This is a genomic window from Acinetobacter sp. AR2-3 (assembly GCF_001878775.1).
GTDB classification, from domain to species: Bacteria; Pseudomonadota; Gammaproteobacteria; order Pseudomonadales; family Moraxellaceae; genus Acinetobacter; species Acinetobacter lwoffii_D.
Window position 1 is genome coordinate 17,317 of sequence record NZ_MJIQ01000060.1, and the last position, 17,593, is coordinate 34,909.

The 17,593-nt window shown below is 42.8% G+C and carries 15 protein-coding genes, 5 tRNA genes and 1 pseudogene; 5 read left to right on the plus strand and 16 right to left on the minus strand.

Annotation, left to right across the window (positions count from 1 at the left end; genetic code table 11):
* Positions 1-11 precede the first annotated feature (11 nt).
* From yejB to BFN00_RS11720, 3 genes are all read left to right on the plus strand, one after another.
* Positions 12-1,058, plus strand: coding sequence for a microcin C ABC transporter permease YejB (gene yejB, locus BFN00_RS11710; protein WP_071851832.1), 1,047 nt, complete (start codon positions 12-14; stop codon positions 1,056-1,058).
* Positions 1,058-2,068 carry an ABC transporter permease gene (locus BFN00_RS11715; protein WP_071851833.1) on the plus strand — a complete coding sequence of 337 codons (1,011 nt, stop codon included), beginning with the start codon at positions 1,058-1,060 and terminating at the stop codon, positions 2,066-2,068. The genes yejB and BFN00_RS11715 overlap by 1 nt, the downstream gene beginning before the upstream one ends.
* 129 nt (positions 2,069-2,197) lie before the next feature.
* A complete protein-coding gene (locus tag BFN00_RS11720; protein WP_071851834.1) occupies positions 2,198-3,442 on the plus strand; it encodes an NADH:flavin oxidoreductase/NADH oxidase family protein in 1,245 nt (414 codons plus the stop codon).
* Positions 3,443-3,506: 64 nt separating this feature from the next.
* On the opposite strand, the gene BFN00_RS11725 is transcribed toward BFN00_RS11720, so the two are convergent.
* The 15 genes and pseudogenes from BFN00_RS11725 to pyrC form a co-directional block, all read right to left on the minus strand.
* Positions 3,507-4,928, minus strand: a complete 1,422-nt coding sequence (locus tag BFN00_RS11725) for an iron-containing redox enzyme family protein (RefSeq protein ID WP_071851835.1) — start codon at positions 4,926-4,928, stop codon at positions 3,507-3,509.
* Positions 4,929-5,236: 308 nt separating this feature from the next.
* Positions 5,237-5,312: transfer RNA gene (locus BFN00_RS11730), tRNA-Glu, on the minus strand.
* A gap of 46 nt (positions 5,313-5,358) precedes the next feature.
* Positions 5,359-5,434 (minus strand) — tRNA-Glu (locus BFN00_RS11735).
* Positions 5,435-5,458: 24 nt separating this feature from the next.
* Positions 5,459-5,534, minus strand: a tRNA-Glu gene (locus BFN00_RS11740).
* Between the two features lie 131 nt (positions 5,535-5,665).
* On the minus strand, positions 5,666-6,577 hold the full coding sequence (locus BFN00_RS11745) for an alpha/beta fold hydrolase domain-containing protein (protein WP_071851837.1): 912 nt from the start codon (positions 6,575-6,577) through the stop codon (positions 5,666-5,668).
* Positions 6,578-6,849: 272 nt separating this feature from the next.
* Positions 6,850-7,460 (minus strand): annotated as a pseudogene (locus tag BFN00_RS11755) (alpha/beta hydrolase); the annotation flags it as partial.
* 82 nt (positions 7,461-7,542) lie between these two features.
* Positions 7,543-8,955 (minus strand): amino acid permease, encoded by a 1,413-nt coding sequence (locus tag BFN00_RS11760; RefSeq protein ID WP_071851841.1) that lies wholly within the window; start codon positions 8,953-8,955, stop codon positions 7,543-7,545.
* Between the two features lie 114 nt (positions 8,956-9,069).
* Positions 9,070-9,145 (minus strand) — tRNA-Glu (locus BFN00_RS11765).
* 177 nt (positions 9,146-9,322) lie between these two features.
* Positions 9,323-9,481 carry a hypothetical protein gene (locus tag BFN00_RS15975; protein WP_004279546.1) on the minus strand — a complete coding sequence of 53 codons (159 nt, stop codon included), beginning with the start codon at positions 9,479-9,481 and terminating at the stop codon, positions 9,323-9,325.
* Positions 9,482-9,562: 81 nt separating this feature from the next.
* Positions 9,563-10,489, minus strand: coding sequence for a hypothetical protein (locus BFN00_RS16160; protein WP_325754941.1), 927 nt, complete (start codon positions 10,487-10,489; stop codon positions 9,563-9,565).
* Between the two features lie 330 nt (positions 10,490-10,819).
* Entirely contained in the window at positions 10,820-11,173 is a 354-nt protein-coding gene (locus BFN00_RS16165; protein ID WP_249449796.1) for a hypothetical protein, read from the minus strand.
* A 186-nt stretch (positions 11,174-11,359) separates the two neighbouring features.
* Complete coding sequence (locus BFN00_RS16170) at positions 11,360-12,088, minus strand: TonB-dependent receptor plug domain-containing protein (RefSeq protein ID WP_249449797.1); 729 nt, start codon at positions 12,086-12,088, stop codon at positions 11,360-11,362.
* Positions 12,089-12,238: 150 nt separating this feature from the next.
* A tRNA-Glu gene (locus BFN00_RS11775) sits at positions 12,239-12,314 on the minus strand.
* A 20-nt stretch (positions 12,315-12,334) separates the two neighbouring features.
* A complete protein-coding gene (gene rnt, locus BFN00_RS11780; protein WP_004279557.1) occupies positions 12,335-12,994 on the minus strand; it encodes a ribonuclease T in 660 nt (219 codons plus the stop codon).
* Positions 12,979-14,013, minus strand: coding sequence for a dihydroorotase (gene pyrC / locus BFN00_RS11785; protein WP_004279558.1), 1,035 nt, complete (start codon positions 14,011-14,013; stop codon positions 12,979-12,981). The genes rnt and pyrC overlap by 16 nt, the downstream gene beginning before the upstream one ends.
* Positions 14,014-14,165: 152 nt before the next feature.
* Here pyrC and BFN00_RS11790 point away from each other — a divergent pair, with 152 nt between their 5' ends.
* The gene (locus BFN00_RS11790) at positions 14,166-15,437 is read left to right on the plus strand and encodes a GGDEF domain-containing protein (protein ID WP_071851843.1); all 1,272 of its coding nucleotides are present in this window, start codon (positions 14,166-14,168) and stop codon (positions 15,435-15,437) included.
* A gap of 84 nt (positions 15,438-15,521) precedes the next feature.
* On the opposite strand, the gene argG is transcribed toward BFN00_RS11790, so the two are convergent.
* On the minus strand, positions 15,522-16,862 hold the full coding sequence (argG, locus tag BFN00_RS11795; protein ID WP_004279561.1) for an argininosuccinate synthase: 1,341 nt from the start codon (positions 16,860-16,862) through the stop codon (positions 15,522-15,524).
* 248 nt (positions 16,863-17,110) lie between these two features.
* Here argG and BFN00_RS11800 point away from each other — a divergent pair, with 248 nt between their 5' ends.
* Positions 17,111-17,464, plus strand: coding sequence for a hypothetical protein (locus BFN00_RS11800; RefSeq protein WP_071851845.1), 354 nt, complete (start codon positions 17,111-17,113; stop codon positions 17,462-17,464).
* Positions 17,465-17,593: the final 129 nt, after the last annotated feature.

Consider the following 17,593-nt stretch of genomic DNA (forward strand, 5'->3'; position numbering starts at 1 on the left):
CAGGGAGTGCCATGAGCACTTATATTCTCAAACGTCTGTTGCTGATGATTCCAACCTTGCTGATCATTTTGCTGATCAATTTCATGGTGATCCAGCTGGCACCCGGTGGTCCGGTGGAGCAGGCGATTTATCAGGCGCAACAGGTCAATGGTTTGGCGCATACCGGATTGCAGTATCAGGGAAAGCAAGGCCTCACACCGGAGATGCTTGAGCAGATTAATATCCAGTACGGCTTTGACCAGCCGCTGCATATCCGCTTTTGGGAAATGCTAACGCGTTATGCGCAGTTTGATCTGGGGCAGAGTTTTTTCAAAGACAAGCCTGTGACCGAGCTCATCTGGGAGAAATTGCCAGTATCCCTTTCTTTAGGCCTGTGGAGTACCTTGCTGATTTATCTGGTCTCCATTCCTTTAGGGATCAGAAAAGCCCGAAAACATGGCAGTCTGTTTGATCAGACCACCTCTCTAGTGTTGGCCGTAGGCTATGCCATTCCAGCCTTTATTTTTGCCATTTTACTGATCGTCTTTTTTGCTGGCGGGTCTTATCTGCACTGGTTTCCCTTGCAGGGCATTCGCTCTGAAAATTTTGCTGAACTCTCATTCTTTGCGAAAATTCAAGATTATTTCTGGCATATGGCCTTGCCGCTGTTGGCCATGGTGCTCGGCGGATTTGCCAGTTTGACCTATCTGGTCAAATTTTCCTTTGTTGAAGAGCTGAGCAAGCAATATGTCCTGGCTGCACGGGCAAAAGGTTTAACTGAATATGCAGTGCTATATCGGCATGTATTCCGGAATGCCATTTTAGTGCTCATCGCAGGTTTGCCCGAAGTTCTGATCGGGGTGTTTTTCGTGGGCAACCTGTTTATCGAGATTATTTTCAATCTGGATGGCTTAGGTGTTTTAGGTTTTGAGGCGATTATCCAGCGCGACTATCCGGTGATTTTTGGTACTTTGTTTATTTTTACCTTGCTCGGCCTGATGCTGCGTTTACTTAGCGATTTACTGTATCAACTGATAGATCCACGGATTCATTTCAGTTCACGTCGAGGATTACAATAATGTCTTCCTTGATGCAAGCACGCTGGCAACGTTTTAAGCAGCATAAGCTGGGCTTTAGCTGCTTTATTATTTTCAGTGCTATTTTCATCATTTCCTTGGGTGCAGAACTGATTGCTAACGATAAGCCCTTGTTGGTGAAATATGATCATGCTTTTTATCTGCCTATCCTGAAATCCTATCCAGAAACCACGTTTGGTGGGGTATTTGAGACAGAAGCAGAATATAAAGATCCCGCTGTACAGCAACTGATTGCAGAAAAGGGCTGGGCGATCTGGCCCATCATTCCGTTTTCCTCTCAAACGCCAAATTTTGAACTGGCTGTACCAGTGCCTTCGCCACCGAGTGCGCAAAACTGGCTGGGAACAGATGATCAGGGCCGTGATGTTCTGGCACGGATTCTATATGGATTAAGGATTTCATTACTGTTTGGTTTTGCTCTGACTCTATTGTCTGCAGCGTTGGGAATTTTAGTAGGGGCAATTCAGGGTTATTATGGCGGATGGATTGACCTGATCGGGCAACGCATACTCGAAGTCTGGAGCGGTTTACCGATGCTGTTTATGGTGATGGTACTGGTCAGTCTGTTTACTCCGAGTATTTACTGGCTATTTCTGATCATGCTGTTATTTGGCTGGACCACACTGGTGAGTATGGTGCGCGCTGAGTTCTTGCGCGCCAGAAATCTGGAATATGTCTGGGCAGCAAGAAGTATCGGGGCCGGGGATGGACGGATCATGTTCAAACATATTCTTCCCAATGTGATAGGTTCTAGCCTGTCACAGTTACCTTTTATACTAACCGCCAATATTACTGCACTGACAGCGCTGGATTTTTTAGGGTATGGTTTGCCACCCGATTCGGCATCCCTAGGGGAACTCTTGCTTCAGGCCAAAAACAACTTAAATGCGCCGTGGCTAGCATTGTCGGGATTCTTTAGTTTGGCCATTGTACTGAGTTTGCTGATCTATATGGGAGAAGCAGTACGGGATGCTTTTGATCCAAGAAACTAAATCACAAAAATCTTTAACCATGAAAAAATAAGCAGATAAAATTGTGTAAATTTGACAAGACTGATTGTCAATTGTTCTGGCTTACGTTATAAACGAGTACAAAATAAAAGTAACGTATCAGGACAGATCATGACTCAATTGGCCCATTCCATTCAAATTCGCAATACCACTTTCAAAAATCGCATCATCAAAGGTGCCATGAGTGAAGCACTGGCCAATGATGCCGGCCAACCCAATCAGGCGCATTTCAAGTTGTATGAAGCATGGGCCGAAGGTGGTTTGGGTTGTGCTATTACGGGTAATGTCATGGTGGATTATCGTGCTAAGAATGAACCGGGCGTCGTAGTGGTAGAAACAGAACGCGATCTGGCGCAGCTTAAAGTCTGGGCCGACGTAGGCAAACAGCATGGCATGGTACAATTGGTCCAGTTGTCGCATCCGGGCCGCCAGTGTCCTAAAGGTCTGAATAAAGAAACGGTTGCACCTTCGGCAGTATCCTTTAGTCCGGCTTTGGCCATGAGCTTTGGAACCCCACGGGAACTGCGCGAAGATGAAATCCTGGATATTATTCAGCGCTTTGCCACTTCGGCTGCCATCTGTGAAAAAGCAGGATTTGAGGGGGTGCAGTTGCATGGGGCACATGGTTATCTGATTAGCCAGTTTCTGTCACCGCTGACCAATAAGCGTCAGGATCAATGGGGTGGTAGTATTGAGAATCGTACCCGTTTCTTGCTGCAAACCTATCAGGCTGTTCGTGCTGCGACTTCGGAAAATTTTATTATTTCAGTCAAGCTGAATTCAGCTGATTTCCAGCGTGGCGGTATTAGCGAAGAAGATGTCATTTATGTCTTTAAGGCGATGGACGCTGCAGGCATTGATATCATTGAAGTGTCAGGTGGTAGCTATGAAGCACCTGCGATGGCCGGCGTGAAAGCAGACAAGCGCAAGGCCTCGACCATTGCTCGTGAAGCCTATTTCCTCGATTTTGCCGAAAAAATCCGTCAGGAAGTGAAGTGCCATATCATGGTCACTGGTGGATTCCGAACTGTTGAAGGCATGAATGCCGCGCTTGACAGTGGTGCTTGTGATTTTGTCGGGATTGCACGTCCCTTTGCGGTAGAACCTGACTTGGGCAATCGTCTGGTTGCAGGGCATGATGTACGTTATGCGGTTGAGAAAATTAAAACCGGTATTCCAATGGTCGACAAAATGGCGATTATGGAAATCATCTGGTATGCCGCGCAGTTTAAAGAAATTGCCAAAGGCAAGCAGCCTAATCCGAAACTGTCACCACTAAAGGTCTTTTTGCAGTATCTGAAAGGCAATGTCAAAGCGGTGATCAAGGGACAATTAAACTCGCGAAAATCGGCTTAATCTTTATTAAAAAACCGGACACTGCAAATGTCCGGTTTTTTAATTTCTGGCACTTAGGGGTGCTTTAGGAATAATGCATCGCCTGGGTCTGAAAAGGAAATAATAACTGGCTTAACTGACGAGTCGCCCATAAACCAATTTCAGTATGATGCATATGCGGTGCAGTATAAGGAATCAGTAAATCAATTTTCTGTTCCGCACCTTCACAGCGCATGAAGCGACTTTTTAACTGATTCAAGCGCTGCTGGTCCATACGGCTCATTGCAGGTTCAATTTTTGCCTGTGATGGGGTTGCACTACGTGAGGACAGGCGAGTTGCCAAGCCTGCGCCCTGAATCCAGTCTTTAATAATCTGTTTTTCGGTCGCATTAAAGACCCCAAACATTTTACCTTCCGGATGATCTATCATTTTCCAGAAACGGCTTTGCTCCACTGGTGCATCTTTTACGATCCAGCCTTTGTCAATCATGACCTGCAAAAACTCGGCAATCTGGGCAGGATCGGATAACCAGTCATTGATGGTCTTACCACTAAACTGGCATTTCTGATTATGAATATATTGACCAATCAGCGCTTTATTCTGGAACACTTTTAAAGCCATCTGCCCAATATCCAGTTCCTTAATGATCTGGGAGGAACTTCTACCCAAGTCATTTAGAACATAGCCTTTTTTAATTAGCTCCAGATAAGCTTGTGGATCTTCAGCATGATGAAAATGCTGGATAAATGCTTGCAGGGATTTCTGCGCATGACCATTGTGAGCATTATCAATAGTAATGTGCACATTGAAATAATGCGGATCGATACCCAGTTCAGCCAGTTCATAATTGGTGATTAACAGATGCAGCGGTAACTGTTCATAACCGAGATTAAAGCCAATGACCAGAGGTAAATATTTGGCCGGGGCATAAGCCAGTGCCAACTGTACGGCAGCCTGTTCATAATAACTGTCATCCAAATGCTCGGCATAACTATTCAGCTCATAATGACTCAACAGGTCCTGATACATGGTGACATGATTGGCACGCGGATGCCCTAAGCCAAGCTCTTCGAGATAGATGTAAATCAAATCTTTTAGCTCGGGCTGATTGCAATTTTGCACGGTCGAATATAACCAGGCACCATCGACCAGTTTAACCGGTGCAACTTTCGCCAGGAATTCGAAAGCATGAGAAACCGTTGGAAAATATTCCCGAGGCTGCTGCTGTTTACGGCGATTGACATAGGCCTGGAAAGTGGCACAGATTTGATGATGTTGTTCTAAAAGATGCTGTTCAACCTGTGGGGGCTGATCTAACCATCCGAGAGTATCAATATTTAAATTTTTAATCAGATCGCTCAAATAAGATTCAGCTTTTTCAGTTTTGGTATATGTCGAAATTTCAGTATCTTGAAAAAAGTCGACCCAATCCTTAAAGCTTTTAATTTGATAATTATGATTTTTATTTGGCGATAAAGGTAAACTTAGCTCTGTGCTGACGAACATAATCTGATCCTTGCAGATTTCTCTTGATTTACCTTAACGTGCCCTCTAAAAGCAGGGTGTTGAATTTTTGTTCTAATTTATTGGTGTATTGCTTTAAATGAAAATGAACGGATATTTCTATGCATAGAAATGTTAAAACAATACAAATTGTAAAATTAAGAATGGGATGGCAGCCCCCAGAAAGAGAGCTAGATTTGAACGAATGATAAAAACAAGGTTTAAAGTTTTCAGAAATAAAATTTGCAAGATAAAAAAAAGCCCGAGTCGCAATGCTCGGGCTTTTTGTTGAGATGTTGCCATCTCGAATATGGCGTCCCTACGGGGATTCGAACCCCGGTTACCGCCGTGAAAGGGCGATGTCCTAGGCCTCTAGACGATAGGGACAGTACAGAAGATAAATTTTAAAACCGCTACTTTTAGCTTGAAGTAATGGCGTCCCTACGGGGATTCGAACCCCGGTTACCGCCGTGAAAGGGCGATGTCCTAGGCCTCTAGACGATAGGGACTTAATAAAATGTACTTCTGAAAATTGGCGTCCCTACGGGGATTCGAACCCCGGTTACCGCCGTGAAAGGGCGATGTCCTAGGCCTCTAGACGATAGGGACGTTTCAGAGGTGGGCGTATAATAGGGTGAAAACAGGGGGGTGTCAAACGCATTTCCATAAAAAAAATGATTTTCTGGGTTGAGTGCATAAATTTAAAACAATCTAGAGAAAATACTGGAAAATTACATGGTTTAAGCTGGATTTTTAAGCAATTCCAGAATTGCTTCTACCACCTGCGGATGGAGTAAATAGCCAGTAATATCATGCGGGCGGTGAATATGGGTACGAATGCCGTGGTTAATAATTGCGGGTTGAAACTGAAATGGCGGTTGTGTAAGAGGAAAGGCGGTAAGAAAATCATCAGTTGAATAAAAATTTATCCAGTCGCCTGTAATTGCTGCAGGTCGTACAATGGGTTGCGGTAAATGTGACTGGATCACCTGAAAGGCTAATGGCGATCCTAAAGTAATAAAACGCTGTACGTTCAGTTCAGGATGCTGAATAAGATAATTATAGGCAATCACACTGCTCAGAGAATGAGCAATCACAATACAAGGTTTGCGACCATTCAATTGCCGGGCAATCCGCTCATGAACTTCCTTCATGAAAGCAGGATTGTCGAGATACAGATAGGTTTCAATCAGAAATTTCTGAAGCAGGCTCCGATGCAGACTGGGAAAATAATTCAGCAATAATACAAAGTCTCGCAGTGCAACATTTTTGCTTAGCGTAGTAATAAATTTGAATTTCTGTTTGAAATCCATCGGCTCATTCAGATGAAGCTGAGGAAGATCTGAAATCACGGGCTTGCGCCAGCCAGGACGTGGAACTGGTGCAGGAAGCTGAGGATGGACAGGTTGACGGAAACGAAAGCTGGGCCATTGCTGGGGCATCAAGGTTCCAGCATTCAGGATGTTGCGAACGTTATAGTGTGAAAGCAAGTCTCCATAAAATGGAATGTGAATGTGACGTCGTAAATAACTGAATCTGGCATCATGACGGTGTTTGCGAATGCCTTTTTGAAGTATATGCAGCCAGCGCTGGCGAATCGATGCAGCACTGTGATGTTGCTGGTTCATTCCATGAATAAAAATAACTTTCATCGATACCTCACGGAGGTCGATCTATATATTCACAGTATAGAGAAAATTGCGGCAAGCCAAGCTGCACTTTTTGTGGCGTTAATGTGTAAATTATCTTTGATAAAACAATCATTAACAGACATCCGTATATTTATAAAAAAGGCAGAAAAAGCAGTAAATTGGTAGGTCTGGATGAAAGATTTTACTGAATAGAAGAAGAATATGAATGGAACGGTAAAAGTTGAATTTAGAGTTTGACGTGAGTCTTATAGCAATTCCAGTAGCGCTTTAATGACGTCTGGATGCTGAATCAAATAATTATAGGCAATCACGCTGCCAAGCGAATGTGCCACCAGAATCTGTGGCCTGCTGCTATAGAGTTGATCATGAATGCGGCGGTGAACTTCCTGCATAAAATCCGGATTGGCCAAATAAAGATAAGTTTCCAGCAAAACTTATGCAAAAAGCTGGCATGTAAGCTGGGAAAATAATTGATGAGTACCGCAAAATCCCGCAAGGCAATATCTTTGCTTAATGCTGTAATGAATTTCAGTTTTTGATTGAAATTCAGGACATCATCAATATTCGACTGCGGGACGTCACAAATTTGATAGGTACACTGGTCTGGTGGCGATGCCGGTTGCAGCTGTGCGGGATGTAAAAAAGGGAAATGCGGCCACTGTTGCGGCATCAGGGTGCTGGCATTCAAGACGTTATGAAAATGATGCCGAGAAAGTAAATCGCCATAAAAAGGGATACGGATATGCCGTTTTAAATAAGTAAAACGGGCTTGCTGTTGTAGGTTTTTCTGAAGGCCTGTTTTTAAGAGATGCAGCCAATGTTGACGTAATGAAGTAGCCGTATATTGTTGCTTGTTCATGCTGTGAATAAACACAATTTTCATCGACTCACCCTTAAGGCTGCCCACTATGGTTATAGTATAGATAAAAAAAGAGCGGCCGGAGCCGCTCTTTTAAAACTGATGATTAAGACTTGTTGTGATAAAAGGCATAATAACTTGCATAACACGCTGCAATAAATAGCAGACAGCCTATGAAGCTGATACGCATTGATGGATCAAAGACCATACTGATACAGGTAATAAAACAGAACACAAAGCCCAGGATTGGTACAATCGGGAACAATGGTGCAGCAAAGCCCAGTTCTTTGGCCGTATGACCCTGTTTATACCATTGACGACGGAAGTTGAACTGGCTTAAGCAAATACTCATCCAGACCACCACCATGGTAAACGCTGCAACGCCCAGCAAGTTGGTAAAGATCGTCTCTGGCGCAAACTGTTCAGACAATAAACCTGGCAATGCACCCAGCATAGTCACCATAACTGCAATATACGGTACGCCGCGAGCATTCAGTCTTGAGAATATGGCAGGTAACTGTTTGCTGTATGACAATGACCACATCATACGTGAAGCAGCAAATAAGCCCGAGTTGGCAGCAGACAACAACGCAGTGATAATGACAAAACGGATAATGTCTTCAGCATATGGGATACCAATATGCTGGAATACGGTTACGAATGGGCTGCTACTTACGCCTTCAGCGGCTAAGCCTGCTTCCTGATGCGGAAGTAAGGCTGTTACCACGATAATGGTACCTACAAAGAAAATTAATAAGCGGAAAATCGCAGTATTAATTGCTTTAGGAACATTTTTCGCAGGATCTTCAGTTTCACCGGCAGCCACACCAATCAGCTCGGTACCAGAGAAGGCAAAGTTCACAATCAGCATCGTAGCAAAAATCGGGAATAGACCTTCAGGGAACCAGCCTTGTGCAGTTAGATTGGTAAATAAAGGCGCAGCTTCATAGCCTTGATAGCCCAGAACACCAAAGATGGCCAATAGACCTAAAAGAATAAAAGCAACAACCGTGACCACTTTTACCAGTGCCAGCCAGAATTCGGATTCGGCAAACCAGCGGGTCGAAATCATATTGAGACTAAATACGAATACACCAAAGATAATGGTCCATAACCACATGGAAATATCCGGGAACCATTCCTGCATCAGCAAGGCCGCTGCAGTAAATTCAGTTCCGAGAGTGACCGACCATGTCAGCCAGTATAACCAGGTGATGGTATAGCCTGTGCCTGGTCCAATATAACGTTTGGCATAAGCACCAAATGAACCAGATTCTGGCATATGAACGGCAAGTTCGCCCAAACATAGCATTACCATGTACGCGATAATACCGCCCAGGAGATAAGCGAGAATGGCACCTACAGGCCCCGTTTGTGCAATGACTTCACCCGACCCTAAGAATAGGCCTGTTCCGATTGCGCCACCAAGCGAAATCATGACCAGATGTCGAGTACTCATAGCGCGTTTTAAAGGCGCAGAATTGCCCTGATGCGTAGCATCATTCGGAGATGAGTGCATAGGAAATAAGAAATACTTCAAAGGAATGAAGCGAGCTATTGTAGTGAAAAACTACAAATCTGCAATCGAATAATGGTAATTTCGAATAAGGTCTGATCGTATGAGATCAATAGATGGCGTCCCTACGGGGATTCGAACCCCGGTTACCGCCGTGAAAGGGCGATGTCCTAGGCCTCTAGACGATAGGGACGTTGCGAGGTGATGCGTATATTAAGGATTAAGCCGGGGTTTGTCAAAAGGGTTTTTGCTAAAATTCATTTAACAGTTTAAACATTAGGCAAAACAAAAACTTTATTTTATTAAGATGTTATTTTCTGAACAGATTTCAGGACTATAAAAAATAAATATTTGAAAAGATCACTAAAACTTAGTGATCTGGAGTTTGATATTGCTCAGGCTGAGAGTTTTCAGTTGGCGTTGACACTGTTTCAGTCTCCGCAGTGTGGTTATCATCACGGTTGACGATATAGAGATATAGTGCGGATGGGGCTAAAATCAGTAAAACCAGTAAGATCTTTTTTAACATGATACAAAGGCAAAATATGAAATCGCATTAATTATAGCCTAAGCAAATTAAAAAGAGCAGCAGCATGTACCTATTCAGGCTCTAGAATTTAAAAGTAACATCCGCAATAAATTGGCGGCCGATTTCAATCATCACACGTGGTCTATCATTTGAGGTCGAGCCTGTTGTATAGGTATTCACGCGGTTGGTTACATTGTTAATGGTTAAACCAAAAATTGCCCTTAAATCTTTTGAAATTTCCCAATCATAGGTGGTGCGCATATCCCATTTAAATTTGGGTTTAATTTCAGAGGCTAAATAGGTGTCAAGCAGTTCACCTTTATACTCGACTTTGTCATTTTTATTGGAGACTGCAACCATATTATCGTAACTGTCTTTATAGCTAAAGAAGTTTGAAATACGTACAGGCAGTGTATCGAATGCAATATCCCAGTTTACTCGTGCGGTCCATGGTTGGTTAAAGTTTGGGGCAGGGCGGTCTGACCAACGAATAATTTGACCATCATAAGAGACCCATTCATCTTGAGTGGCTTGATCATAGGCTGAAGTGTAATCTACATAACTGCGGAAGACTTCACTGTAGTCAAATCCCAAGGCAAATAAATGTTGGCTATCCCCCAGAGCGATCGGTTGACGATTTTTAAGTGTTAAGGTGTAGATGTCAGCTTTGCCACTTCCATCATTGTTATATTCGTAGAAGAATTTTGATCCATCTAAAGGAGTAACTTTAGTTTTTGATATTTCATCCTGATATTTACGATTGACCCATTTTAGCCCTAGATCCCAATTCTGGATTTGTGTATTCAGGCCTAAAGCAGTCTCGTCACTGAAAGGGGTATTGAGCGCTGAACTACGCGCACCGCTGGATAGTGCAGTTTGTGTTGCTACCCAAGGCGCATGTGGTTTTTCACGTGACAGTTTGTAGAGCAAATCATTTTGAATTTCATTCAGCTCTGTACCTAAAGTTTGCTGACCATAGTAGCGATTCCATCCCGCGGATAAATGCAATTGATCATTACTAAAGGGTTTGTAAGAGAGACGGCTACGAGGAGCAATATTGATATTACTACTTAAAGAGTCATAATCAGCGCGAACACCAAAGCGTGTTGAAAATTGATCATTCCACTGAATATTATCTTCAATAAATATATTTAGGCGATCTTGCTGAGCTTGGATAGCACCAGCTTTGTACAGAGTCCCACCAGCGATATATTGTCCATTCCAACCATTTATCGTTAGTTTATCATCACAATATGGGTCACTTTGAAGGCAGGTAGTATCTTTGCCAAGTTCTTTTAAGTTGATCTTTGTCGCGAGTAAAACATCCTCGACTTGTTTCTACGCAACATGAGCATGGCTATAACCCGTACCTATAGTCATGTTGTGTTGGGATTGACCAAGTTTAAAAGGGTCTATATTCGCTTGTAGGTCATAGGAAAGGACGTCTTGGCGTTGTTCAATCTCTCCCATGATGGCGCCCTCTCGAACTACATCGGTATTATTCCAATCTTTACTTCCTTTGGCGTAGTACCAATGCATACTGTAGTTATTGTCAGCAATACGTTGTGTCGCCGAGTTTTGGAAATTAAGTTTGTGTACGAGAGTACCTAAGTTGAAGCGATGTTCAAGTTCCGAGAACAGAGTAAGTGTTTCGGTTTCAGTAGTACTACCTGAATCACGATTACTGTCCACATAACTTAAGCTATCGAGCAAACCATAATCGAAACCAAACTTCGCTTTGGTTGAGGCGTTTGGTGTATAAAATAATGTTGCACCAAGATTTGAGATATGTCGTTCTTGATCAATTGTTTTAGGTGTTTCAAAACCACTTTTGACTGGGATGATAGACTCTCGTTGAGAAGCATAAGCATTAAAGCCCTAATCATTCGAGAGCTTCCCATAAATATTGGTGCTTAGACCTTGTTTGGTATATTCCTTTTGGTAGTCATCTGTGGGCTCTTCAAATTTACTTTCTTCTAAAGGTGAAATTGAGTTGTAGCGAGCCCAATCGCTTTCAGTATAATCGTAATTGATAGAACCGTGAATTTTCCCTATCTCTGTTTGCGGTGCACATGTTTTAGCATTTACAACACCACCTGTGAATTGACCATAAGCGGCAGACACGTTGCTATCTAATACTTCAAGCTCACAAAGTAGGTCAGTGTTCACTGCCATAGCTTGTGCGCCAGTTCCGATATCTTGAAATGTATTTGTGTTTGAATTTGCTGGATTAATAAGTAGGTTGTTGGAAACACCATTCACAATAAAATTGTTTTGGAAGGTTTGTGCGCCATTAATAGAGATTTCGGCAGGTTTAGTTTCACCTTGAGAACCTGCTGCAAGTTGTGACTGACTAAACTGCACATTCGGATTCACTTTTAAAAAATCGGTAATGTTCTTTGAGCTATTTGGCGTACTTTCTAAATCTTCTTTTGAATAAACTGTTTTTCCCACTTCATTTGCTTGCTGAGCTTCGATAATAATCGTGCTGAACTTAACCGTAGCTTCCTTGAGGATGGATTCTTGATAATTTGATTCTTCTGCAAAACTAGATGTTGATAAAGCTGTTAGAACCGCAATAGAAAGTGGGGAATAAGCAAAACGCATGAGAAGGGTTAAATCTGCGAAAGATAATGGAAGTGATTATCATTAACTTAAAGTAGGTAAGAATTATTTTCATTAATTAATTGATAAAAGTGTAGGACTTGAGCAGCTTAAGATGCTGATCAAAGAAATATAAAGAAGAGAAAAAATAGATGGCGTCCCTACGGGGATTCGAACCCCGGTTACCGCCGTGAAAGGGCGATGTCCTAGGCCTCTAGACGATAGGGACGTTTAGAAGATGGCGGTATCTTATTGATCCGCCACCAGAGTGTCAAGCAGGTGAGGTGCGAGTTTGTTTAAAATATAGCAAAACAGTTCAGCGGTCTTCTGCGTATCATATAATGCAGAATGGGCTTCTTTACCATCAAACTCGATTCCAGCTTGGATACAGGACTTCGCCAGTACAGTCTGACCAAACATCACCGCACTTAAAGTCACTGTATCGAAGACAGAAAAACTATGAAACGGGTTCTGGTTTTTGGTCCCGGTACGGGCAATCGCGGCCTGAAGAAAACCTAAATCGAAATGTGCATTGTGTCCGACTAAAACTGCATGGGTACAATTTTGCTGGCGACGCACTTCATTCACCGATTTAAAAATGCGCTTGAGTGCAGTTTTCTCATCTTCGGCCATGGCGATTCGCATTGGATTAGAAGGATCGATCCCAATAAACTCCAGCGAACGTCGGTCGAGGTTTGCCCCTTCGAAAGGATTGATATGTGCATGGTAAGCTTGACCCGGCACAAATTGACCCTCCTCATTATAAACAATCGGAATGGCCGCAATTTCCAGCAATGCATCAGTCTGCGCATTAAAACCTGCAGTCTCGACATCGACAACTACAGGTAAGAATCCACGAAAACGTTGACCAATGATTGGGAGCGTTTCATTTGTCACACTTTTCTCCATTGAATGGTTTTACCAGCATACAGTGGGATAATCTGTTCACCATCCAGATAGTCTAAACTTTCAGGGATTACTTGATCTTCTTTAACCAGGGTAATGGTATTGGTATTACGTGGCAGGCCATAGAAGTCTGCACCAAAATGGCTGGCAAAACCTTCCAGGCGTTCAATTTTACCCACCTGATCAAATGCCTGAGCATACAGCTCAATGGCAGTCGGCGCACTATAACATCCTGCACAGCCACACGCATTTTCTTTTGCATTTTTTGAATGCGGCGCGCTATCTGTTCCCAGGAAAAATTTAGGATTACCGCTGGTTGCGACTTCCAGCAAAGTTTGCTGATGCGTTTGACGTTTTAAAATCGGCAAGCAGTAGAAATGCGGCTTGATCCCACCAACCAGCATGTCATTGCGGTTAAACAATAAATGTTGCGGCGTAATGGTTGCAGCGACATTACGGTCTTGCTCAAGTACAAAGTTTGCTGCTTCGCTGGTGGTGATGTGTTCGAGCACCAGTTTCAGCTTGGGAAATTGTCTGAGTAAGGGAGCCAGCACTTCATCCAGGAAACGCTTTTCACGGTCAAAAATATCGACATGATTATGCGTCACTTCACCATGTAGCAATAAAGGCACTTGGTGTTCTTCAAGCTGTTCAATTACGCCGTAGACTTTGCTCATATCGCTCACACCACTATCGGAGTTGGTGGTCGCACCCGCAGGATAGAGCTTGATGGCATTGACATGCGCAGATTCTTTGATCTTTTTAACTTCACTTGCCGGGGTGTTGTCAGTGAAATACAGTACCATACGTGGGTCGAAATTTACCCCTTCAGGCACATGTGCCATGATACGTTCACGGTAGGCATTGGCTTCTTCGACAGTTTTAACGGGTGGCACCAGATTTGGCATGCAAATGGCGCGAGAAAACTGCTTGGCTAAATCGGGAACGGTACGTTGCAGTGCTAAACCATCACGCAGGTGAACGTGCCAATCATCTGGCTGGAGAATCGTAATCGTATTCAAGGCAAATTCAGTCGAACAAATAAAACAAATGATAATCCATCTATAGTAAAAATGGTAACGAGAAAGCGCTACAAAATAAGGGATATGTATAAATTAATTTTAAAAAGTATGTTATTTTAAAATTAATAAAAAAATTACATAAATACTTGGCAATGGAATACAAGTACAATCTAGCGAAATTGCAAGATGATAAAGAAGACATAGAACAACTGATTACACGGCAAAGCCAGCGTGTAGGCCCGGTCTTCCCACAAAATCTGGAACAAGAATTCTGGACCAAAAATCTGGAACGCGCCCGTAAACATGTCGAAAAATATGTCTGGGCTGGAGTACTAGCCTATTTCCTTTTTTTAGTGGTAATGATTCCTACAGATTACTGGAGTATCAGCAAAGAATATTTCGTACATGATTTTGTCCTGTGTATGCTGGGCCTGCTCAATGGTGGCATGTCATTAATCATTTTTTATATATTCTCCTGTTTACCCAAGATCAAGCGCTTTTTTCCGCAGGCTTCGATGCTGTTGGTGTTCTGGATACAGGTGTCAATTTCATGCATTACCATGTCGATTAAAACTGATGCCTTGCAGCATCAGTCCATGGCCATAGTCACGATCGTGTATATCCTGGGTTATATTCTGACCGGTATTAGACCGATTCAGATGCTGGTCACCGGATTACTCGCTGCGGCAACTACTATTCTTGTATTGTTTAGCCTTTCAGTTGAATTTAATCCTATGGTTTTTGGCCGGATTTTAATTGGAAGTTGCTTGCTGGGTTATGTGATTAGCCATATGATTTTTGCCCGTGAACGTGTGATATTTCTCTATAGCATTCGCGCCAGAATCAGTGAGCAGATCCAGCGTATCCATACCAACGAATTATTACATTTGAGTCAGTACGATGAGCTGACCAAGATTTCCAATCGACGGACTTTTGATGAGACGCTGCAAGTCCATTTCGAACGTGCACATCGTGAAGAAACGGCATTGGCAATTCTGTTTATCGATGTAGATTTCTTTAAAAATTACAACGATTTTTATGGGCATCAGAAAGGTGATGATGTCATTTCGACTATTGCCAAAACCATCAAAAATGCGATCCGTCATATGGACTTTGTCGCGCGTTATGGCGGGGAAGAGTTTGTGGTGCTCTTGCCAGAAACGGATGCACATGGTGCTTATGCAGTGGCTTCAAATATTTTTAAGGCGATTGATCGTCTGGAAATTCCACATGAAAAATCCTCGGTTGCGAAACATATCACCATCAGTTTAGGCATTACCGTCTATCGTGGTGAAGATGATATTGATAAAGACGCCTTATTGGGAATCGCGGATCAGGCGCTATATCGTGCCAAACAGCTTGGACGCAACCAGATTTATTATCAGTCCATTCGTTCAGTCAATTCAGATATCGCAAATGGTTAGAGATTATTACAATCAATAAACGAACCCTCAATAAAAAACCGCTCATCAGGAGCGGTTTTTTAAGAAACTAAAAAGGACTAAAACTTAGTTTTTGTCTTTTAGTTGTGGCACTGCAGATGCTGAACCAACTGCCAATAAACCAGTCTCTGTATAGATGCCCAGTTTCGCACGAGTATCCGTGATATCCAGGTTACGCATGGTCAACTGACCAATACGATCCATCGGCGAGAACATAGAATCACCTTTCTCCATAGTCAAACGCTCAGCTTCATAAGTGAGGTTCGGAGATTCAGTATTCATAATGGTGTAGTCATTACCACGACGCAATTCGATCGTTACAGTACCGGTAACTGCTTTAGCAACCCAACGCTGTGCAGTTTCACGCAGCATAAGCGCTTGAGAATCGAACCAGCGACCTTGGTAAAGCAAACGACCTAAACGTAGACCGTTAATACGGTATTGTTCAATCGTATCTTCGTTATGAATACCCGTTACCAGACGCTCATAAGCGATGTGAAGCAGCGCCATACCCGGAGCTTCATAGATACCGCGAGATTTCGCTTCGATGATCCGGTTTTCGATTTGATCCGACATGCCTAGACCGTGACGGCCACCGATGCGGTTCGCTTCAAGAATAAATTCAACTGGATCTTCAATGCGTTGACCGTTGATAGCAACCGGGAAGCCTTCTTCAAAAGTAATCGATACTTCTTCAGCTTTTACTTCTACGTCATCTTTCCAGAACGCAACGCCCATGATTGGCTCAACGATTTTGATGCCTGCATTCAGGTATTCAAGATCTTTAGCTTCGTGCGTCGCACCCAGCATGTTTGAGTCAGTTGAATAAGCTTTTTCTTTTGACATTTTATAGTCAAAACCATTGTCGATCAGGAACTGTGACATTTCTGCACGTCCGCCCAGCTCGTCAATGAAAGTTTGGTCTAACCAAGGCTTGTAGATTTTAAGCGCAGGATTGGTCAATAAACCATAACGGTAGAAACGTTCAATGTCGTTGCCTTTATAAGTTGAACCGTCACCCCAGATGTTAACGTCATCTTCTTTCATGGCAGTAACCAGCATGGTGCCTGTTACTGCACGACCCAATGGCGTCGTGTTGAAATAAGGCATACCACCTGTAGAAATATGGAACGCGCCACATTGAATTGCAGCAATACCTTCTAATGCAAGCTGTAAACGGCAGTCGATTAAACGTGCTTTTACTGCGCCATAAGCTTCAGCTTTTTTTGGAATCGCATCGTAATCGTCTTCGTCTGGCTGACCCAGGTTTGCTGTGTAAGCATAAGGTTCAGCGCCTTTTTGTTTCATCCACAAAAGAGCAGCAGAAGTATCTAGACCACCAGAGAAGGCAATACCAACTTTTTTACCTACTGGGACATTCTGCAAGATAGTTGCATTATCAGACATTGTTCATCCTAATGATATGAAATAGGCACGCCAGAATTGGTGGCCTGAAAAAATACATATTGCATCAATTGTATCATTAATTTATTTAGGTTTGCTTTAGAAAAGAAAAACTCGTTTTAAAATCTCTATTCAATAGGCTTAAATAATCATAAATCGCACGATTTTCACCAGAATCCTGCTGAAAACAAAGAAAATTGGTTATATTCAGCCGAATAAAGTTAAAAACCAGATAAAACAGGAATAAAAGCATGGCGACTCATATCCCACCTTTACCTAATTTAAATCCTAAACCCAAGAATGAAACGCTGGCACTGTTGCATGGGATTTATGCCGGCCTGATTGGTTTTAGTACTGTACTGTTTTTATATCTTGAATATCAGCAATCCAGTATTTCCATGCTGAGTTTAGGTGTGGTGCTGCTGCTTTTAGGCTTACTGATGTTTTTTAATATACAGGCCAGTATCAAGGTGAAGCAGGGCAATGGTTTAGGACGAACTTTATCCAGAATAATGGCCATTCTAATGTTGCTGAGTTTTCCAATTGGTACAGTATTGGGTGCGATTGCATTATGGAAATCCAGCGCACGACAATGGCAGAACTAATCTGTCATGTATGTAGCCAGCTGATGTTGAAGATTGATATTTGTGCCTGAAAATGCTGAACTCCGGGTCATAAAAAGCCTCTGAAAATCAGTTAAAGTAAGGGCATGACTTGCTCAGCCAAATATAATC